The sequence below is a fragment of the Pseudomonas neuropathica genome (genome assembly GCF_015461835.1).
Lineage (GTDB): Bacteria > Pseudomonadota > Gammaproteobacteria > Pseudomonadales > Pseudomonadaceae > Aquipseudomonas > Aquipseudomonas neuropathica.
The window spans coordinates 53111-73892 of the sequence record NZ_JACOPX010000012.1 but is presented as its reverse complement, the minus strand read 5'-3'; the positions used below and the strand labels follow the sequence as shown (position 1 = coordinate 73892).

16 protein-coding genes and 1 tRNA gene are annotated in these 20782 nt (G+C 60.5%); 3 read left to right on the top strand and 14 right to left on the bottom strand.

Annotated features, from left to right (window positions below):
* The first annotated feature begins 129 nt into the window (after positions 1-129).
* On the top strand, positions 130-1119 hold the full coding sequence (locus tag H8F23_RS18495) for a GGDEF domain-containing protein (RefSeq protein ID WP_093440388.1): 990 nt from the start codon (positions 130-132) through the stop codon (positions 1117-1119).
* A gap of 136 nt (positions 1120-1255) precedes the next feature.
* Here H8F23_RS18495 and H8F23_RS18490 read toward each other — a convergent pair whose 3' ends face one another.
* The 3 genes from H8F23_RS18490 to gabD form a co-directional block, all read right to left on the bottom strand.
* On the bottom strand, positions 1256-2467 hold the full coding sequence (locus H8F23_RS18490; RefSeq protein ID WP_194935348.1) for a response regulator: 1212 nt from the start codon (positions 2465-2467) through the stop codon (positions 1256-1258).
* Between the two features lie 139 nt (positions 2468-2606).
* Entirely contained in the window at positions 2607-3884 is a 1278-nt protein-coding gene (gabT, locus tag H8F23_RS18485) for a 4-aminobutyrate--2-oxoglutarate transaminase (RefSeq protein WP_007917687.1), read from the bottom strand.
* Positions 3885-4069: 185 nt separating this feature from the next.
* Positions 4070-5512 (bottom strand): NADP-dependent succinate-semialdehyde dehydrogenase, encoded by a 1443-nt coding sequence (gabD, locus tag H8F23_RS18480; RefSeq protein WP_007917688.1) that lies wholly within the window; start codon positions 5510-5512, stop codon positions 4070-4072.
* A 442-nt stretch (positions 5513-5954) separates the two neighbouring features.
* Between gabD and H8F23_RS18475 the strand changes: the two genes are divergently transcribed.
* Positions 5955-6031 (top strand) — tRNA-Arg (locus tag H8F23_RS18475).
* 77 nt (positions 6032-6108) lie between these two features.
* Here the strand turns inward: H8F23_RS18475 and H8F23_RS18470 are convergent.
* The 5 genes from H8F23_RS18470 to H8F23_RS18450 all read right to left on the bottom strand — a co-directional run bounded on the left by H8F23_RS18470 (position 6109) and on the right by H8F23_RS18450 (position 9939).
* Positions 6109-6375: a hypothetical protein gene (locus H8F23_RS18470; RefSeq protein WP_194935452.1), complete on the bottom strand. Its 267-nt coding sequence runs from the start codon at positions 6373-6375 to the stop codon at positions 6109-6111.
* A gap of 20 nt (positions 6376-6395) precedes the next feature.
* Positions 6396-6992 (bottom strand): hypothetical protein, encoded by a 597-nt coding sequence (locus H8F23_RS18465; RefSeq protein ID WP_194935347.1) that lies wholly within the window; start codon positions 6990-6992, stop codon positions 6396-6398.
* Positions 6989-7570: an RNA polymerase sigma factor gene (locus tag H8F23_RS18460; RefSeq protein ID WP_194935451.1), complete on the bottom strand. Its 582-nt coding sequence runs from the start codon at positions 7568-7570 to the stop codon at positions 6989-6991. The genes H8F23_RS18465 and H8F23_RS18460 overlap by 4 nt, the downstream gene beginning before the upstream one ends.
* Positions 7571-7596: 26 nt before the next feature.
* On the bottom strand, positions 7597-9291 hold the full coding sequence (locus tag H8F23_RS18455) for a vWA domain-containing protein (protein ID WP_194935346.1): 1695 nt from the start codon (positions 9289-9291) through the stop codon (positions 7597-7599).
* Positions 9292-9378: 87 nt separating this feature from the next.
* Positions 9379-9939 carry a YbhB/YbcL family Raf kinase inhibitor-like protein gene (locus H8F23_RS18450; RefSeq protein ID WP_093440364.1) on the bottom strand — a complete coding sequence of 187 codons (561 nt, stop codon included), beginning with the start codon at positions 9937-9939 and terminating at the stop codon, positions 9379-9381.
* Between the two features lie 139 nt (positions 9940-10078).
* On the opposite strand from H8F23_RS18450, the gene H8F23_RS18445 reads away from it, so the two are divergent.
* Complete coding sequence (locus tag H8F23_RS18445) at positions 10079-11608, top strand: FAD-dependent oxidoreductase (RefSeq protein WP_194935345.1); 1530 nt, start codon at positions 10079-10081, stop codon at positions 11606-11608.
* Between the two features lie 36 nt (positions 11609-11644).
* Here the strand turns inward: H8F23_RS18445 and pgaD are convergent, their stop codons facing one another.
* The 6 genes from pgaD to H8F23_RS18415 all read right to left on the bottom strand — a co-directional run bounded on the left by pgaD (position 11645) and on the right by H8F23_RS18415 (position 20699).
* Positions 11645-12172 (bottom strand): poly-beta-1,6-N-acetyl-D-glucosamine biosynthesis protein PgaD, encoded by a 528-nt coding sequence (pgaD, locus tag H8F23_RS18440; protein WP_194935344.1) that lies wholly within the window; start codon positions 12170-12172, stop codon positions 11645-11647.
* The gene (gene pgaC / locus H8F23_RS18435) at positions 12169-13524 is read right to left on the bottom strand and encodes a poly-beta-1,6-N-acetyl-D-glucosamine synthase (RefSeq protein WP_064117443.1); all 1356 of its coding nucleotides are present in this window, start codon (positions 13522-13524) and stop codon (positions 12169-12171) included. Before pgaC ends, pgaD begins: the two co-directional genes overlap by 4 nt.
* Before the next feature lies 1 nt (position 13525).
* Positions 13526-15523: a poly-beta-1,6-N-acetyl-D-glucosamine N-deacetylase PgaB gene (gene pgaB, locus H8F23_RS18430; RefSeq protein WP_194935343.1), complete on the bottom strand. Its 1998-nt coding sequence runs from the start codon at positions 15521-15523 to the stop codon at positions 13526-13528.
* Positions 15524-15535: 12 nt separating this feature from the next.
* Positions 15536-18016, bottom strand: coding sequence for a poly-beta-1,6 N-acetyl-D-glucosamine export porin PgaA (gene pgaA / locus H8F23_RS18425; protein ID WP_194935342.1), 2481 nt, complete (start codon positions 18014-18016; stop codon positions 15536-15538).
* A 249-nt stretch (positions 18017-18265) separates the two neighbouring features.
* Entirely contained in the window at positions 18266-19771 is a 1506-nt protein-coding gene (locus H8F23_RS18420) for a YdgA family protein (protein ID WP_194935341.1), read from the bottom strand.
* Between the two features lie 292 nt (positions 19772-20063).
* Positions 20064-20699, bottom strand: coding sequence for an NADH:ubiquinone oxidoreductase subunit N (locus tag H8F23_RS18415; RefSeq protein WP_194935340.1), 636 nt, complete (start codon positions 20697-20699; stop codon positions 20064-20066).
* Between the last annotated feature and the right edge of the window lie 83 nt (positions 20700-20782).

Here is a 20782-nt window from a genome sequence, read left to right as displayed (position 1 = left end):
GCACCCGGCTCCCGGGTGCACCCTTCGGAACTTCGCCAAAAATCGCCTATCTCAAAGACACTTCGCCATCCCGGCGGGCTGTATTGTGGCCGTTGTCGAATTGCGGCACGTCCTTTGAGATCTGTGCCGATGGTCAACAACAATCAAAAAGACTCATCCTTCCCGCAGTGGCCCGAGGCCGCGCAAACCCTCATGGCGTTGATGCACGCCCAAGGTGAGGTCGCTCGTCTGAGCGAACGCGAGCAGCTGTTCAGCTCCTTGCTGGTCAGCGTCAACGCCGTGCTCTGGGCCTTCAACTGGGAAACCCGGCAGGTGCTGTACGTCAGCCCCGCCTATGAACGGATTTTTGGCCGCTCCGCCGGCCTGCTGCTCGCCGACTACAACCAGTGGCGCGACAGCATCTACCCCGACGATCTCGACTACGCCGAACGCAGCCTCGCCGAAGTCCTGCACAAAGGCGCGGTGGAAGATCGCGAATACCGGATCATCGCCGCCGACGGCCAGGTGCGCTGGCTCAGCGACAAATGCTTCATCAACCGTCAGGACGAACCCGGTCAGCCGGTGATCATCGTCGGCATCGCCGAAGACATTACTGACAAGAAGCAGATGGAAACCGAGCTGCACCGTTTGGCGACTACCGACGTGCTGACACAAAGCAGCAATCGCCGGCACTTCTTCGAGTGCGCCAATCGCGAGTTCGAAGTAGCGCGGGTGCAGGGTGCGCAAATGGCCTTTCTGCTGCTGGATATCGATGACTTCAAAATGATCAACGACACCTACGGTCATCCCGAAGGCGACAACGTGTTGCAGCGGATTGCCGAGTGCGGGCGCGGGTCATTACGTCGAGGGGATCTGTTCGGGCGGATTGGCGGCGAAGAGTTTGCAGCGGTATTTCCCGGTTGTGCGCCGGACATGGCCATGCAAGTGGCGGAGCGGCTGCAGCAGGAGATTCAGCGGTTGAGCTTCAGCCATGATGGCCAGACATTCGGTATCACCGTCAGCCAGGGGTTGACCAGTCTGACCGAGACAGACGACAGCCTCGACAGCCTGTTCGCCCGCGCGGATGCGGCGATGTATGAGGCTAAGCGACAGGGCAAGAACCGCATCATTTCTGCCTGACCCGTATCTCAGCTACACAGAGATCCATTGTAGGAGTGAGCCTGCTCGCGATAGCGGAGTGTCAAACGAACCGTTGGTGTCTGACACTCCGCTATCGCGAGCAGGCTCACTCCTACATGGGTTTGCGTAAGTCAGGTTATTTACGCATCCGCATCAATTCTGGCAGCCCGATCTTGAGCAACCGCGCCGTGCGACTCTTCGCCAGTTCCTCAACGCCTTCATGCTCGGTCAGATGCGCCATCTGCGCCGCCATGTTCATCACCAGCGCCTCACGGGAATACACCCCGCCGCCGAGTTGGTAGACCGACGCAATCAGCTCCCGCAATTCCAGCGGCAGGCGCCATCGGGTACGCAACGCCGAACCATAAGCCGCACCAAACTCGGCCAGCGCGTCGCCCACCTCCTCCCACTCATCCAGCTCTCCGCCGGCCTGTTTCCACTCCTGCAGACAACGCAGCAACGCCAGATCACCCAGGCGATGCAGCATGCCCGCGCAGTAACAGCGTTCCTGATCGAGATCGAGCAGCCGCGCGAGGGTGCGCGCATATTCAGCGGTGTGCAGCGACAACCCCCAGTAACGTTCGGCATAGTCCGCCAGACATGGATCGCTGAGCCTGGCGCTGCGCTTGAGTGCCAGTCCCAGAATCAGGTTCATGCTCTGCCCGGTGCCCAGCCGATGCAGGGCTTGCGCCAGTGTCTGCACCGGCGCGCCATGGTGCTGCGCCGCGCTGTTGGCCGCAGCGATCAGCACCGCCGTGATTTGTGGGTCGGTTTTGATCTCATCTTCCAACAGCTTCAGATCGAGCCCATTGGGGTTGAGGCTGCGCTTCACCGCCACCTGCACATCGGTCATCAACGGCGCACCGTCAGCCTGCTCACGACGTCGCTCGAGAAACACCGACAAGGTCATGCCCGGCGCCAATGCCGGTACTTCACAGAAAACCTCTTCACCGGCATTCAGCAGCAAACCCTGCAAACGCTCGGTCAGGCTTTCCATGTTCAGTGGTTTGGTCAGATAGGCCGTCGGTGCCAACGGAAGCGCTTCGCGCACGCTGGCGCTATCGTTGCGGTTGCTCATCAGGATGAACGGCAGCGGCGGATTGCGTTTGCGCTGGCGCACGCTGCGCAGCACGCTCAAACCATCGATGCCGGGCAACTCCCAATCAACGATCGCCAGGTCATACGGCACTTCACTGAGCAATGACAGGGCTTGCTGCCCGTCGGCACACAAGTCTATCCGCGCATCGCAACGCACGTTCAGAAGCACTTGTTTGAGCAGGTCCCGGGACCACGGATCGGCCTCGGCAATCAGCACTCGGGGTACGGCGGGTAAATCAACGGCAGTCATGCGCGCTCTCCCTTGCAATGCCTGAACCTTAGCCAATGCTGGCCATTCGATACAGCGCTAAAGCAATTGATATGTTCACGGGGCGAAAAAAACCCGCCGAAGCGGGTTTTTTTGTCTATCCGATCACACAGTGCGCGGCTTACAGCTCCGAGAAGCACTCTTCGATGATCGCCAGACCTTTGTCCAGTTGCTCGTCCGGCGAGGTAAGCGGTACGAGGACGCGCAGAACGTTGCCGTAGGTGCCGCAGGACAGCAGGATCAGACCCTTGTCGCGCGCCTTGGCCACAACGGACGCTACAGCGGCGGCGTTCGGCTTGTGGCTGTCGCCATTTTCGAACAGCTCGACCGCGATCATCGCGCCCAGAGCACGGACTTCGCCGATCACCGGATACTTGGCCTGGATAGCTTTCAAGCCAGTAACCAGACGCTCGCCGACAGCCTTGCAGCGGTCCAGCAGTTGTTCTTCTTCGAACACTTCCATCACCGCCAGCGCAGCGGCGCAAGCGATCGGGCTACCGGCGTAAGTGCCGCCCAGGCCACCCGGGGCGATGGCGTCCATGTATTCGGCCTTGCCGCACACACCGGCCAGCGGGAAGCCGCCTGCGATGGATTTGGCGAAGGTGGTCAGGTCGGCAGCAACGCCCATCTGCTCCATGGCAAAGAAGGTGCCGGTACGGCCAGCGCCAGTCTGTACTTCGTCAGCGATCAGCAGGATGCCGTGCTGGTCGCACAGGGCACGCAGACGCTTCATGAACTCTTTCGGCGCAACGTAGAAACCACCTTCACCCTGCACAGGTTCGATGATGATTGCGGCGATGTCTTTCGGCTCGGCGTCGTTCTTGAAGATACGCTCGATGGAAGCGATCGAGTCGTCGATGCTCACGCCGTGCAGTTCGTTCGGGTACAGCGCACGGAAGATGCCGCCTGGCATCAGGCCCATGCCGGCCGAGTACGGCACGACTTTACCGGTCAGGCCCAGGGTCATCATGGTGCGACCGTGGTAAGCGCCGGTGAAGGCGATCACGCCGGCGCGGCCAGTGGCGGCACGGGCGATTTTCACGGCGTTTTCAACGGCTTCGGAACCGGTGGTGACCAGCAGGGTTTTCTTGGCGAAATCGCCTGGCACCTTGGCGTTGATTTTCTCGCACAGCTCAACGTACGGCTCGTAAGCCAGTACCTGGAAGCAGGTGTGGGTCAGCTTGTTCAGCTGTTCGGTCACGGCGGCGATGATTTTCGGGTGCACGTGGCCGGTGTTCAGTACCGCGATGCCGCCGGCGAAGTCGATGAATTCACGACCTTCAACGTCAGTCACGGTGGCGTTCTTCGCCGACTCAGCGAAGATCGGGTGAATCTGGCCAACACCACGTGGAACAGCTGCGGTACGACGGGCCATCAGTTCAGCGTTAGTCTTGCTCATTACAGTCCTCATTCGCCGCTCATCGGGCGGCGTGGTTCAAGGATTAAGCGGGAGAAATCGACGGTGGCAGCATGCGATGATCGACTGCCACGGCGTTCCTGGCCGCAGAGAAAATTCCGGTTTGAAACCACGCAAAGGGACAGCGCTCTCGTGCCCTTTGCGTTTGCAGCGATCCTTGTCCGAGCTTAGATGCCCAGGCAGAGGTATTTGATTTCCAGGTAATCTTCGATGCCGTACTTGGAGCCTTCACGGCCCAGGCCCGAGGCCTTGATGCCGCCGAACGGCGCGACTTCGTTGGAGATCAGCCCGGTGTTGACGCCAACCATGCCGTATTCCAGCGCTTCCGCGACGCGGAATACACGACCGAGGTCGCGAGCGTAGAAGTAAGAGGCCAGACCGAACTCGGTGTCGTTGGACATCGCGATCACTTCGGCTTCATCTTTGAAGCGGAACAGCGGTGCCAGCGGACCGAAGGTTTCTTCCTTGGCCACAGCGGCGTTTTTCGGCACGTTGGTGAGGATGGTCGGCTCGAAGAAGTTGCCTTCCATCGCCTTGCCGCCAGCCAGCACGGTGGCGCCTTTGGCTACGGCGTCGGCAATGTGCTCTTGCACCTTGGCCACGGCTTTTTCGTCGATCAGCGGGCCAGTGGTGGTGCCGTCTTCCAGACCGTTGCCGATCTTCAGTTTCGCCACAGCCACTTTCAGCTTCTCGGCGAACGCGTCGTAGACTGAATCCTGAATGTACAGACGGTTGGCGCAGACGCAGGTCTGGCCGTTGTTGCGGTACTTGGAAATGATCGCGCCTTCGACGGCCTTATCCAGGTCCGCGTCGTCGAACACGATGAACGGCGCGTTGCCGCCCAGTTCCAGCGAGACTTTCTTGATGTCCTTGGCGCATTCCGACATCAGCTGACGACCGATTTCGGTCGAACCGGTGAAGGACAATTTACGCACGATCGGGTTGCTGGTCAGCTCGCTGCCGATGTCGCCAGCGCTGCCGGAAACCACGCTGAACACGCCCGCAGGAATACCCGCGCGCTGGGCCAGTTCGGCCAACGCGAAAGCAGAAAACGGAGTTTGCGAAGCAGGCTTGAGCACCATGGTGCAACCGGCAGCCAGTGCTGGACCGGCCTTACGGGTGATCATCGCCGCCGGGAAGTTCCACGGGGTGATGGCGGCGGTCACGCCGATTGGCTGCTTGATCACGATCAGGCGCTTGTCTGGCTGGTGGCCCGGAATCACGTCACCGTAGATGCGCTTGGCTTCTTCGGCGAACCACTCGATGAACGAAGCGGCGTAAACGATTTCGCCCTTGGCTTCGGCCAGCGGCTTGCCCTGCTCGAGGGTCATCAGGCGCGCGAGGTCGTCCTGGTTCTCGATCATCAGTTCGAACCAGCGACGCAGCTTGCCGGCACGCTCTTTGGCGGTCAGGGCACGCCAGGCCGGCAGCGCCTTGTCAGCAGCTTCGATGGCACGGCGGGTTTCGGCAGCGCCCATTTTTGGCACGGTACCGAGGATTTCGCCGGTGGCCGGGTTGTTGACCTTGATCGTCTGACCGTTATCCGCATCGACCCAAGCGCCATCAATGAAGGCTTGCTGGCGGAACAACAGGGTGTCTTTAAGCTGCATGTCGGCTTTCCTTAACAGCACCGCGGCCTGCGCGGAGCAAATTATGATTGTAGAAAGGCGCCTCGCAAGGCTGCCGTCAGGGAAATCAGTGACCGGGTGTGGCGCATCAATCGTGCACGATTCGAAACACCGGCGCTTCAACGCCCGGTCAACGAGCGTTTGAAATCTCAAACGGATCGTAGGATCAAAGGGGTTAAAGGACAATAGGTCGTTCGAAAAAAAGAACAAAAACGGCGTGTTTGTGGAATTTTTCAGATCAACGAGCCAAAGGCCTCAGCCGCAACAAAACCATAGAACAGTCCCGAGAAAGCGCCAAGCGAGGGTTTTGCAGGACGTTACCGCTTTATGGAATACCGCGATTTGCGCGGACACGCGCACTGACAATACGCCCCAAAACCCAGCATGGACGCCCCGAGCCGACCTAGGTATGATGTCGCCCGCTGCACCAGTAGCTCAGCTGGATAGAGTACTGCCCTCCGAAGGCAGGGGTCGTGGGTTCGAATCCCGCCTGGTGCACCATTGATTTAAATGAGAAAGCCCCGGATTGTGATGGTCCGGGGCTTTTTTGTGGATGACGCAAATGGACCGGAACGACGTTACTCCGTCGTCCAGTCAAACTCGTCGTAATCATCGTCATCCTCTTCCTCCTCAACCTCCTCAAAAACGTCGTCTTCATCAACGACATCCTCTTCCGACTGGTTAAGCAGAAATTCCTTACGCGTCTCGGTAATCGCTCGCCGCATCTCTTCGCCCTTCTCCGGGCAGTTGAGCAGTTGGGCGATGCGGTCAATTTTTGCTGCCACGTTGTCCTCCAGCGCATTGGCAATGCCCCGATAGTGCGCGTTTTTGCGGGGCAATGCCAAATGGCTGGTGGGACAAGTGGTCATTTTTTCCGCAACTGTTCAAGACGGGCGTCGAGATCGGCGTTCGGGTAGCGTTTGTGCAGGTTGTTGAAGAGGCTGTCGGCGGCTTGCGATTGGCCGGATTCGCGCAGGCGCAGGACTTCGCGCAGTTGTGCGTCGAGGCCGTTGGCCGGGGCGGCGGCGCGTTTGCTGAATCTGGCTTCATCGGCGCTGATGGTTTGATCTTGCATCGGCGCGGCCATTTCCATCATCGGCGCAGGTGCCGGCATGGCGCCGGCCGGAGCGGACAATCGGTGCAGTTGCGCTGAGTCCGTGTCGGTCATCGGTACGGCAAGTTTGGGGGCTGGGGCATAGTCGTAATGAGGCAGCGGCTCAGGAGCGCGCTGTACCAGTGACAGCATCAATGCCACGCCGACGAGGCTGGCGAATGCAACCTGCCAGCGGGGTTTACGGCAAGCGTCGAGCCAGCGTTGCCACAGGCTTGGCTTCATCGCAGGGGTTTGACGCTGCGCAGCGTTGAGGATGAACGCATCAAGGTGCGCTGGCGGTTCGGCGTTGTGCTGTTCGCGAACATGTTTAATCACCGAGTCTTCCGGTGTCTGGCGGGCGTCAGTCATGTCAGTACCTCCTCGGCCAGCAGCCGACGCAGTTTTTGCTGGGCATAGCGCAAGCGGCTTTTGACAGTTTCCAGCGGTGTTTCGGTGAGGCTGGCGATTTGTGCCAGGTCGAGGTCGCCGTGGGCGCGCAGCAAGAACACCTCGCGCTGGTCGGCAGGCAGGGTTTGCAAGGCGCTTTCCAGGCGCTGGCTGTCACGACTGAGGCGGAGCAGTTGTTCGGGATCATTTGCCTCATCGCTGACCGCGTGATTTTGCTCGTCGTAGCTGTCGTGCAGCGGTTGCCGGGCACCGTGTTTGCGCCAGTGGTCGATCAGGCGATTGCGGGCAATCTGGAACAACCACGTACGAAATGTCGCCCGCCCTTGTGGCTGACTGCTGCTGCGGATCAGGCTCAACCAGGTTTCCTGAAACACCTCGTCGGCCAGTTCCGGTTTGCCGCTCAAACCGAGCAGAAACCGGTACAAACCCTGACGATGGCGCGCGTACAAGATCTCGAACGCCGCGCTGTCGCCCTCGCGATAACGCGCCAGCAGCGATTCATCGCTGCTGGCGGTTGAGCTGTCTGCCGAGGCAAACAGCTGACTGATGAAGCCTTTCAGACGACTCACTTATTTGATCCGTTGTTCAGTGGCCAACGCGTTCGATGCGGTTGAGCTGCGCAAGCTCTGCGCAAGCTCTGCGCCAGTTCGACCAGTTGCACGAACTCGTTGCGCAGACCGAAGCGATCATCGCCGCGAGCGCCACGGGCCAATGCCTCTGTGTCCTTCAAGCTGAAGTCGCCGGTATAACGGCCGTCTTTGAGCTGCTGGGAGAACGCGGCCACGGCGGCGGCAAAACGCAGATCCTCGCTGGCGGTTGCAACCTGATTGGCGATGGGTCGTTCGATCAGCAGACTTTTCCCACCTTCGGCACGCTGATAACGCACACGCAGCATTGCTAATTCTCCGCTCTTTGCCGAAACAACAGCGTCGGATTTGCCGTAACGCAGCGGCTCCAGCCAGCCCTGCTCGCCCGCCGGAACAATTTCGTACAGCGCGGTCACCGTGTGTCCTGCGCCGATTTCGCCGGCATCGACTTTGTCATTACTGAAATCCTCACGCTTCAACGCACGGTTCTCGTAGCCGAGCAGGCGATATTCGCTGACCTGCGCCGGGTTGAATTCCACCTGCAGTTTGACGTTTTGCGCCACCACGGCGAGGGTTGAACTCAACTGATCCACCAATACTTTGCGTGCCTCGCGCAGGTTGTCGATATAGGCGTAGTTACCATCGCCAGCGTCGGCCAGTTGTTCCATCAAGTGTTCATTGTAGTTATCCACACCGAAACCCAGTGTCGTCAGCGAAATCCCGGTTTTGCGTTTATCCACAGCCATTTGCTTGAGGCTGTCGAAGTCGCTGACGCCGACATTGAAGTCACCATCAGTGGCCAGGAGGATGCGGTTGATGCCTTTGGGGATGAAGGCCTGCTGCGCCATTTGGTAGGCCAGTTCGATACCCGAGGCGCCAGCGGTCGAGCCACCCGCGGTCAATTGCTCGATGGCTGTACGAATTTTCGCTTTCTCGCGTCCGGAGGTCGGCTCCAGTACCACTCTCGATTCGCCGGCATACACCACCAACGAAACGCGATCCTGATCACGCAACTGATCGACCAGCAATTTCAGCGTGCTTTTGACCATCGGCAGGCCTTCGCGGCGATCCATCGAGCCGGACACGTCGACCAGAAATACCAGATTGGCCGGGGCCAGTTCCGCCACGGCGCGGTCGGAGGCCTTGATGCCGATACGCAGCAAGCGCGTGTGCGGGTTCCACGGTGAAGCGGCCAGCTCGGTGGTCACGCCGAAGGGCGAGCCATCGCTGGGCAGCGCGTAGTCGTAGGGGAAGTAATTGACCATTTCCTCCAGCCGCACCGCACCTTCCGGCGGTAGACGCCCCTGATTGAGCAAGCGGCGGACGTTGGCATAGCCGCCGGTATCGACGTCGGCACTGAACGTCGAAACCGGCGTTTCAGCAACGCTGTGGATCGGGTTATCCGCCAACGCTTGATACTGCTCGCGCTGCTCGTCGCGATAGCCCTGTGGATAACTTTCCGGCAACGGCATCGGCGCACTGCCCGCATTGGGCATCTTGTACAGCGCGCGTTTGGCCATTGAAGTGTCAGCCGTGACCGCTTCCTGCTGAACCAGCACCTCAGGCTGCGCCGGCGCTGGTACAGCAGCGGAATCGGGTGTGGACGAAGCACCGCAGCCGGCGAGCGCCAATAGCACACCAACCGCAACAGGACGCAAGAGAGGATGAGACATGGGGGCTGACCTCGGGATGAAATTGATCATTCATCCACTAAGACGGGCAGCCCTTTCAGTTCGGGTTAAACGCCGCTAAAAATATTTTCAGCGGTGATAACGCCGCACCGCACTGCTGTTGCGCAGCACATGGCCTTTGATTTTCTCCATCAGCTCGGCGCGGGTCAAACCGGCCGGCAAGGCGTCCGGGGCCAGATCCAGTGCGTAGATCTGGATGATGTAGTGGTGCGCACTGTCGCCAACTGGCGGGCACGGCCCCATGTAATGGGTGTTGCCCTTGCTGTTGGTGCCGCCGAGACCTTCGAGCGCGGATTTGGCACCGACGCCCGCTGCAATCTGGTGCGTGGTGGCTTTGATGCCGTAATGAATCCAGTGATCGACGCCCAGGCCTTTCTGGCCATCCGGGTCGTGCATGACGATCGCGTAGCTCTGGGTGCCGACAGGTCCAGCGTTCCAGCTCAGCGCTGGCGACTGGTTCTTGCCGCCGCAACCGGGTGCATCGCTGGCCGCTGCCGAGGTGAACAGGCGGTTATCGGAAACACCCGGGATGTTCAGGGTGAAGCGCTCCTGGGCCTGCGCCGGAAACTGCACGCAAAGGGTGACGGCGAGAGCCGCCAGCCATGGGTTGAGAGAGGTCAATCGGGTCATTCCGGGAGCACCTTGTGCAGTTGGGCCGTCGTCGGCTTGCAAACTATAGCTGTACCGTTCGCGCCGTGGCAGTAGCAAATGGCTGAACCTCGCACTACCGCGCAAACTCACAAGAGAAATGCCCGCGAGGAAGCCGATCATGCCAGTGCACCGTGTCGCCCGTATCGCCGATGTCCCAGAAGACCGTGGCCTGCAAGTTGAAATCGGCGCGTGCAAGATCGTGCTGCTGCGCGCCGGTGGGCAATTACGCGCCTACCAAGGCGAATGCCCACATGCCGGCGCACCGTTGGCTGACGGTGCGTTGTGTCACGGACGGCTGATCTGCCCGTGGCACAAGGCTGCGTTTCGGGCTGAAGACGGCGCGTTGTGCGAGCCTCCGGCGCTAAACAGCCTCAAGCGTTATCCGCTGGAACTGCGTGGCGACGAGGTTTGGGTGGATGATCAGCCGTTGCCCGATCCGCATACCCCTCCGGCGGATGATTCCCGCACGTTCGTAATCGTCGGCGCGGGTGCGGCCGGTACCGCATGTGCGGCGGCGCTGCGGGAAAAAGGTTTTGGTGGCCGCATCGTAATGATTGATCGCGAGGCAGATGCCGGTTACGACCGCACGGTGCTGAGCAAATTTGTTCTCGCTGGAGAAATGCCCCCCGAGGAAACCCCTCCGCTGCGAGATGAAGCTTTTTATAAAGAGCAGCGCATCGAACGGCTGGAAAAAGAAATCACCTCGCTCGACGCCTCAAGCAAGGTTTTGCACCTGAGCGACGGCCAGACCCTGCGTTATGACGCGGCGGTGCTGGCTACCGGTGGCGAGCCGAATACGCTGAAATTGCCCGGCGCCGAACTTCCGCAGGTGTTCGTGCTGCGCTCAAAAGCCCAAGCCAAACAGATCATGACAGCGGCCAGCCCCGATCAACGCGCCGTGATCATCGGTGACAGCTTCATCGCCCTCGAATGCGCCTCGGCCCTGCGCCAGCATGGCCTCGACGTCACGGTACTCGCACGCCACGCGATTCCCTTCGCAGCGCAATTCGGCGAGGCCGTGGGCAAAGCCATTCGCGCTTTGCACGAGGAAAACGGCGTGAAGTTCATCACCGAGCACGAAGCCACAGAGATCATCGGGGAGGGCAAGGTCGAAGCGGTGCTGCTGGACAATGGTCTGCGCCTTTCAGCCGACTTGGTACTGGCGGGGATCGGCGTGCATCCGGCGACCGAAGCGTTCGCCTCACTGCCTCGGGAAGAGGATCAGTCGCTGCGTGTCGATGACGGCATGCGCGTGCGCGAAAGCCTGTGGGCCATCGGCGACATTGCCACGTTCCCGCTGCATGGTCAGCCGCAACGCATCGAACATTGGCGCCTGGCCCAGCAGCACGCGCGAGTCGCGGCTACCAACATGCTGGGTGGCGAGGAGCATTATCTGGACGTGCCGTTCTTCTGGACCTGGCACTTCGGCAAGAATTACGACTACCTCGGCCACGCTGAGCACTGGGATGAGATGGAGTTCCTCGGCGAGCCTGAACATCCGCCATTTATTGGTCTGTTCGGCAGAAACAGCATTCTGGTCGCTGCAGTCGCCTGCGAAAAAGAACGGGCGATGGCGCTGCTGGCCGAGCGCATGAAGCAACCGCTGACAATGGAAGAGGCCTGGACACTGATCCGCGATTACGCTTGATCGTTCCCACGCGGAGTGTGGGAACGGTCAAGCCGGTCACCGCGTCAGAGGTTCGCGATTGTCGTCATCTTCGGCATGCAGAAAGATCACCCGTGGATGCTCCAGCGGTGCCAGCGGCGGTGGCAGTTCCTGCTGCTGGACCGGCCAGAAATGCGTCACCACATGGCTGATGTCGCCCTCCTGATCGTTATGGATGGTCATCACGCCGGGCGTGCGCAGTTTCTGAAAGCGCTCATCGCAGAGTTTGAAGCTCTTGCTCAACCCTTCATCGTCGATCACCGGCGACGGCAGCCGGCGCTGGGCGAAACTGCGGCTTTTGCGCTGCTGGTAACGCGCCCAACCGATCAGAATCACCGCGTTGACCAATGCCACCCACAGATAGATCTGCAAGGTGCCCAGCGCGTCGAACGCCGACTTATCGAGCAGCGGCCCGCCCGCGTGAGTTTCAATAAGCGGCCACAAGCCACGGATCAGCAGAAACAGCAGGCCAACCCAGGCAATGACCGTAAGGATCACGTCGATCACGACCAGAAAGGGCCGCTGGCGGGTCCGGATGATTTTCATTTGATAACCTCCTCTTCGTCGTCGCCAATCGGTTTGATGCCGCGGTCAGGGCTGACCCAACGCGCACGTTTCTGATGTTGGCCGAACAAGACTTTCGGGAAGCTGACCAGCGTGGTCAGCAAACTGACAAACCAGAAGGCAATCGGGTACCAGACCACCCAGAACATGGTCTTGCCCAACCCCGGCTCGTAGCGGCGGTCGATGATGATGCTGACGGCGAACTGCACCAGGCAGACAAACGCCAGCAGCAACCCGGTAAATGCCGGCGGCATCAGGTGATCCACCGCGATCGCCTCCGGCATGACCACAAATTTGCCGACGCCCCAGAAGATCACCGACAGCAGGAAGGTGAACGCCCAACCGGTCGACAGGCAGTATTCGAAGAGCAGCGGCCACAGGTAACGATGGCGGTACTGCCAGATGCCACGAATATTCTTGAACAGCACTTCGGCGCCGCCCTGGGCCCAGCGCAACCGCTGTTTCCACAGACCGCCGAGGGTTTCCGGCATGAGGATCCAGCACAGCGCGCGCGGCTCGTAGAAGATGCTCCAGTGATCAAGTTGCAGCTTCCAGCTGATGTCGATGTCTTCGGTGATCATGTCCGGGCTCCAGTAACCGACGCGATTCAGCGCGGTGCGGCGAAACGCAACGATCACCCCGGACACGGTAAAAATCCGCCCGAACACCCGTTGCGTGCGCTTGATCAGACCGATGATCGACGAGAACTCACCGACCTGAACCCGCCCGACCAGCGTCGAACGCGTGCGAATTCGTGGGTTGCCGGTCACCGCGCCAAGCCGTGCGTTATCCAGCATCGGTGCGACCAGATAGGCCGCCGTATTCGGCGCCAGCAGCGCGTCACCGTCGATACACACCAGATATTCGCTGCGCGCCGCGATCGCGCCCATGCGCAGAGCGACAGCCTTGCCCTGGTTTTCCGCCAGATGCAGCACGCGCAGACGTGGGTCTTCCTTGGCCAGCGCATCGAGCACTTGCGCGGTGTTGTCCTTGGAGCCGTCGTTGATCGCGATGACTTCGATGTTCGGGTAATGCTGGGCCAGCGCTGCGTGAATGGTATCGGCAGCGTTGTCACCTTCGTTGTAGCAAGGGATCAGGATCGAGATCAGCGGCTCGCCTTCCAGTGGCGGTGGCAGGGTGTCGTCCTGCCATGGCCAGTGACGTTCCCAGTGCAGCCAGAAATACAGGCCGCCGGCAATCCACAACCCGGACATGAACAGCGGGTAGAAGAACACGAAGTCCATCAGGAACTGCCCGGTGACCAGGAAGATCAGGCCCAGCGGCACGCCGAGGACGAGCGCCAGAACAAGCAGGGCTAACAGTCTATCCAGCATGTTATGGATTCCATTTGTTGGAGAGCGCAGGCCTTACGGTTTTCAGGTCCGGCAGGTTGTCGAGGAAGTTGTCCGGGTAGTAACCGAAACTGGTCGCGCCCTGACGCTTGAGACGGCCCATCCAGTCCGCCAGGTGCGCGCCGTCGATGTCGGCCTGATCCTTTTTCGTCCAGTCGCGGGCCTGCAATTCGAACACCGTGCGGTTCAGGGCTCCGGGACGCTTGCTGACGGTTTGCACCAGGGTTTCCAGCCACGGGCCGGACTCGGCCTGGGTCTGTTTTTCCATGAGCGGCATGGCCATTGGTGCGGTCCAGTCGTAGGTCGCGAGGAAATCGTCAAGGTTCTGTGCGTACCATTCTTCGCTGTGTGGATTGAGCATCGGCTCGGCGAAGATGTTGCGCGCGGTCTGCACCTGCGGGCCACGGATGGCGCGGACTTTGGCGGTCAGCTCGTTGGTGAAATCGATGAGGTATTTGCTCTTGAAGCGGGTCCAGCGCTGCATCGCAGCCGGATCATCGCGCAGGGCGGCAATCGAACCCGGCAAGCCATGGGCAGCGTAGGCTTTCAAGGCTTCAGGGCTGGCGTCTTCAAAGTCAGAAAGCACCGCATCGTCGTGGTAGAGAATGCCGTCGACCGAGGTCAGGCGCGCCACGTCTTCATAGATTTCACCGATGATTCGCCGCACCTCGGGATCGAACGGCGACAGACGTTTGTACTGGTCCGGATCGACGGCTGTGGTGCCGGTTTTCGGGTCCCAGCGGGTGACGCGCGGCAGCTTCGAATCAAGGCCGAAACTGAGCACCGGCATCCAGGCAAAAACTTTCACGTGGGCACGAGTGCGCAACTGCCAGGCAACCCGGTCGAAGATGTCGGCTCGTACCGGAAAATGCCGATTGGGGAAGTACAGCGAGTGCACCAGACCATCGCCCTTCGGATCAGCGAAGGCCTGCAGGAACACCGTGTTGGCGCCCATGTCAGCCATGCGCTGCACCAGTTTGCCGAGGTTGATGTCCTGTTGCGCCGGGTCCGGGTCGTAGACGTTGTCCAGATCGACGTGGACCACGCGCATGACGAAATCCGACTGCACACCGACAACGCTGTTGGCGAAATGCTCACCGTCAGGGTCGGAGGCGACGAGGAAGCGTGGGCTGCTCATCAGGTTGTCGAGGGCGTCGAGACCGTCGTCCAGGGTCAGGGCCATTTCATAGCCCTGCTCACCGACCACGGTCAACGAAGTACCGTCCGCCGTGCCGTACGGCCAGACCCAGACGCGGGGTTTCTTGCCGGTGACCTTGCGGATTTTCTCCGAGATGTTGCTCACATCGGTACGAATCCGCGCCTGAAAATCGGCTTCGGATTCATAACGCTTGGTCACTGGATCGTAGCGCCGGGTCGCCGCTGCCGGCTGCATGTTGCCTTGCGGGTTGGCCAGAATCCCTTTGTGGTTGGCATCGGTGTGCGCGGCAATTTCCACCAGACCCGATTGCGAGATCTCACGCACCTGATCCCAGGTCAGGAAGTCGGAACGCGCACGCGGCGCGCCGGCAAAATCCACCGGTTGATTGAGCGGCGTGTCGATCCAGCTGCCGACCGGCGCCAGCAGCGCATGCCAGTTATAGGCGCGCAGCACCGGCAGGACGCGGGTGTAGAAGCTCGAATAGCCGTCGTCGAAACTGAGCAGAATCGCCTTCGCCGGCAGCTCCGGTCCGCCCTTGCGCGCCGCCATGATCTGGTCGACCGTGACCGGTTTGTAGCCATTCTCGCGCAGCCACGCGAGTTGCTCGATCATGCGCTCGGTGCGCACCGCCACCACGGCCTGATCGGGATCGCGGTCTTCGACGTCGTGGTAGGCAATGCCGAGCACGTGATTTTTCGGCCACGGTTTTTCACTGGCCGCCAGCGGACGCTCGGACGGCGGCGCGAAGGCCGGGGCTTGCTGGGCGCAGGCGCTGATCAGCAGCACTCCCAGCAGAAGGATGAAACGCGATATCAAAGGCATCTTCAAACTCTTCTAGAAGCGGAAAGTGAGGTCGACGAGCAGACGCAGATCGGTCTCCCGATCACCGTCATAAGGCCGGTTGATCACACTGAACAAGCCGCCCACCTCGAACACGTCGTTCCAGGCATAACGCTGGCCGTAACCGAGCAACGCCATGCCGCCAGTGCCGTGATCACGCTGACTGTACGTCCCCGCGCCGGCCTGGAATTGTTGGCTCCAGGCCGTTTCGTAGCGGTGATAGAGCACGTGATTGACGTTGACCAGCGGCATCACGCTGAAGTCGGATTTGGGGTTGAAGTACGGCACATCATCGGATTTCGAGTTGTGGCTGGTGCCGACTTCCAGACCGGCATCGACCTGAATGTTCGGCGCGCTGTAAACGCCCTCGCGACCAGTGAGCAAGGCTTCGACGCGGTTGTTGCCGTCGCTGAAGTGCGACGGGCTCACCGACAGGCGCCATTCGCGGCTTTCGTTGGCACGCCAGCGTATGAAACCGCTGCCGCCATTGGCCTTGATGTCGCTGTTGAGCGCGCGCAGTGGGGTTTCAGCCGAGAGGTATTCGAGGCTGCCGCCGTATTGCCAGTGGTCATTGATGTCGCGGGCAATCGCCAGCCGTGCGCCCTGTTTGTCGCCGAAACCGTAAGAGTGGTTGGAAACTTCCGCTTCGAGGGTCATGTCGCGGGTGCGCCGCTCCAGGCCGACACGCTGGAAGCGATGATTGCCGGTGCCTTCGGCGAAGTCGCCGGTGGCATAACCGGCCCCGGCGAACACCCGCCAGTCTTCATCGATAGGCGGGCTGTACAGGGTGGTCTGGATGCCAAAATCGCGGCTGCCACTGACGGCGCCGGCATCGCCACTGCCGCCACCGTTGGCCTTGCCGCCGTAGGCTTCGACGCGCAGTTCCGACATGTCATGCACTTCGCGTTCGCGGGCCAGACGCTGCACCTGGCGGTTATCCGGATAACGCGCGACGACGTCATCAGTCAGCGCATCCATTTGCCGCCATTCCTGCAATTCCATGGCGGTGTGGGCCTGACCGATTTCCAGACCCATGTCGCGCGGCACCATGCTCTCGGTTTCCTTGAGCTGCGTTTCCGCGCGGCGCGGCCAGTTGCGGGCCAGGTACAGATCGGCCTGAGCCAGACGTAAACCGACGTTGCCCGGCGCCTGATCGACCAGCGTCTGCAAGCGCTCCTCGCCATGGGGTAGATCGGAACCGTAGGTGCCGGCCTGAGCGGCGAGTTGCTGGGCATCCATCCATTCATCGTTGGGGTTGCCGATCGGCAAGCCTTTCAGCTCGATACGCGGGCGCTGAGTCTTGGCCAAGTCTTCCGCGACTTTGCGTGCCTCTTCGGCGCGGTCGCTTTCCAGTAACGAGTAATACAGTGCAGTGGTGTCTTCGAGGCGATCACCGACATCGGCGTCTGGCGCCGAGAGGACTTGGCGGTAGAGGTCAGTGGCGATTTCCGGCTGACGCTGATCCAGATACGACGCCGCTACCCAGCGCAGGGCGTAAGTCGGAATCTTCACGCCTTCGGCTTGCAGCTTCTGGTACTCAGTGATGACGTCTGCCGTGCGTACCCGGGCCTTGAGCGCACCCATGCGGTCGATGCGCCAGCGAATCACGTCGTCGTGAGCGGTCGCGTCGGGTGTCCAGGTGGCGAGCAATTTGTCGTAGTCGGCCAGCGCGCGATCGGCGATGACGTAGCGCTCTTTTTCACTGCGCGTGGCGAGTTCGGCCAGGCGTACGCGCTCGGCGGCGAGATCGCCTTCGAGGCGACGCAACGTGACCGGATCGATCAACCCCGGACGTTGATTGGCCAGACGCAGCGCCGGCTCCGGCAGACGCGCCTTTTGCAGGGCGACCACGTATTCACGAGCGACGTCCGGTTTGTTGCCGGCGCGCTTGAAGGCCTGATCGTATTCGAACAGGGCATCGTAAGGTTTGTTGTCACGGGTCAGGGCGTAGCCCAAGGCGAGACGGCGCGAAGGATCATCAGGTTTGGCCGCCACCAGCGCTTTGGCGCGGGTCACCGCTTGGTCGGGTTTGCCGGCGTCAGCCTGGGTCAGGGCCAGGCCCAATTGCAGATCGGCATTATCCGGCTCCAGCGCCAGGGCCTTGTTGTAGACCTGGGTCGCCTGATCCCAGCGTTTGAGATTGCGATAGGCGCGGGCGGTGGCGGTCAGTGCCTGCACCGGCAGGACGCGATCGCGGCCCTGGGTTTCATAGACTTGCACCACTTCGGCGTCGAGGCCGGCCCAACTGGCGATCTGCAAGTGATCGCTGATCTGCCCGGTGGTCGACTGGCCGGGTGGCACCTGACGCAAAACCGTCAGCGCCGGCGTGGTTTGCCCGGCACGGGCGTCGCGCACCATCTGATCGTAGGGTGTGTCGGCAAACGCCAGCGCCGGCCAGAGCAACTGGCTGCACAGCGCGACTCGGAACAACGGGCGTAAACCACGATGTAATACAGGAACATCAATACGCGGCATTCGTCAGCATCCTTACATGGCCAGCCGGGTCGCAATGCCCTCCTTGCCCATTCGTAACGGTGGCCGCCCATGCACATGCAACGGCCAAGCTTAGTCAGGCAGTCTTGCACGCAAGCGCAGATCAATATCCGGAACACAATAATTGTTCAGAATCGTGCTCCGGAAATGCCGAAAACCCGAACGCCAGACAGCAAAACGCCCGGCGTCTGTTCAACACAGAGGCCGGGCGTTGCTATTAAGAGCGCAGGATTACTGCACTTGCGTGACGCCTGCGAACTTGCTCATCAGGAAGCCGACGAACTGCTCGACGGTCATCTTCTGGCCGTTGAATTCGACCTGATTGGCGGCGTAATGCAGCTTGGTCACGACGTTGGTGCCGTCGACAACGGCCAACTGCGAACCGACCGCCATGCCCGCAAACATGTCGGCCGCTTCCTTGGATTGATCGACGATGGCTTTGGCATCGGTCTGACCATCCAGCTGTGCCTGCACGCTGAGCAGATCGACCAGCATCGGCTTGGACACCTGGATATTCAGATCCAGCAATGCGACCAGTTGTTTGCCCAGTTGGTCCGGCGGCAAGTCCATCGATTGCGGCTTGGTCAGGTCGATCACCAGATTGGCCTTGCTCTCGCCGTTGGCAGTGTTGAACGACAGGTTTTCCAGGGCAATCTGCGGGCCGGCGGCCAGCAGTTTCTGCAGGTCGGCTTTGACCTGGGCGTTTTCAGCTTCGGTGAGGTTCAGCTCCGGCGCTGGCAAGCCCTGGGCTGCGGCTTCGGCGGCGGCTTTTTCATACGGCTGCAATTTGGTCTGGTAGATCTGCATCAGCGACATGGTCGACGGGATGTCGAGGTTTTTCAGGCTCATGGCCATATTGGCCGAGCCGATTTTCTTGTCGTTGAGGCTGACTTCGCCAATCTTGTAATCAGCACGACCCGAAGCATTGCTGCCGGTTTCTTCGGTGAGGTTCTTCATTTCGAAGTTCTTCACGCCGAGCACCGATTGCTTGGGGCCGAAGGTGGTTTTGCTGTTGGTCAGCACCAGGGTGTTTTCCCCGGTGTAGTAGCCGTAGCTGCTCTTGGCGAGGTTGCTGGCCAGGGTCAGACCGTTGAGTTCGACCTGCACCGGCGCTTGGTCTTCAGCCACGGTGACCAGTTTCAGGTTGTCCATGTAGCCGTCTGCCTTGACCTTCTGCGCTTTGGCGTTAGCGGAGATGTTCATGGTCAGGCCGGAAAATTTCAGACTCGATTGCTCATCCAGCGCGGTTTCGAACGGTAGCAGGTCGAGGGTGCTGGTGGTCGATTCGTCATAGCCGATGCTGGTCACGCCTTTGAGCGGCGCGGCGCCCTTGGTGGCGGCGAACCATTTTTCGGTGGCAGGGTTCTTTTCCAGCTCGTAGTTGCTGGTGGCCATGACCGGCAGCCATTTCAGCGAAACCAGACGCGAGAACGGCAGCGGCCCATGCTCGATGTGGTCGACAAACAACAGTTCGACCGGCTTGTCGCCAAACATCTCGCCTTCACCCTTGAGGCGATAGTGCGCGGTGCTGGTGAAAGTGTGGCGTTCCAGCGACACCAGCTCCAGCGACGCGGTGCCGTTGGAGCCGGCCATGGCGGTTTGCAGCTCTTGGTTGGCATTGCTGACGGCGTTGTTCAACACGCCTTCGATCTTGGTCCCGGTGTACCAGGCCCCGCCCGCGCTGATCGCGCCGATGGCAACAACAATTCCGAGAAGCACGCCTGCTGATTTATTCATGAATGACCTGATCGATTTCCGTGGCTGTGAGTGTGGTCGTCTTCCCTGAACCCGTGACCGGGTCGCGGCTCGACTGCGCTGAATTCAGCGGTGGAGATTAGCACCGGGCGCGCAAGACGGCCCAATGTTTAAAGGTTAAAGAGTGTCTATGGGGAGAGTGGACAGTGGGCGGGCAGTGAGAGTTTCGGGGTTTTTTAAGTCGCCATCGCGAGCAAGCTCACTCCTACAGGGGAACGCATTCCAAATGTAGGAGTGAGCCTGCTCGCGATGAGGGCGGTCGATTCGCCGGGAATCAGGAATACTGAACCTCAATCTCATCCAACTGATGATCAAAGCTTTTCAGCCGCGCAGTCCAGGTGTACACCAGCACTTCAAAGTCCCGATCGATCACCGCCCCACCCGGGCCATCAGCGCGCGGGTCACAGAAATCCAGCTGATAGCGCTCGCGGGCCATGGCCGTGGCGACATCCGATAATTCGCGGGCGTTGTTCAACCAATGCCAGCCCTCGCCGTCAATCTGCTTGTCGAGTTCCAGGCACTGCTTTTTCAACGCTTCAAGGCTTTTTTCCAGCGGCGTGCCGGTGAGTTCGCCCATGACTTCGGCGAAGGTTCGCCCCGGTTGCCAGTAACTGCCCCAGAAATACCGGTCGAACACGGTTTCGACTCGGCGCAGGGCGACTTTGGTATCCCAGATCAGCACCAGGGTCTTGCCCTGTTCAAGCTGGCGTTTCTTGACCCGCTGCACCTGGATCGACGCCCACGCCACCACCACGATCGCCATGACCGCGATCAGCGCTGTTGCGCTGTCAAGGAACACCATCGCCTTGTCGATCTGATGGGCCAGCATGATGCCGTAGAAATAGGTGGCCGAGAGCAGCACCAGCGCTGCGAGGGCGCACCAGAAGCCGAGAGCGTAAGGGTTTTTCATTATTGGTTTCCCCTAGACCAGCGCTAGCAATGTGCGCTGAAAAGGCGCCTTGCTCGGGGCGCCCTTCCAACACTTCAAAGCAT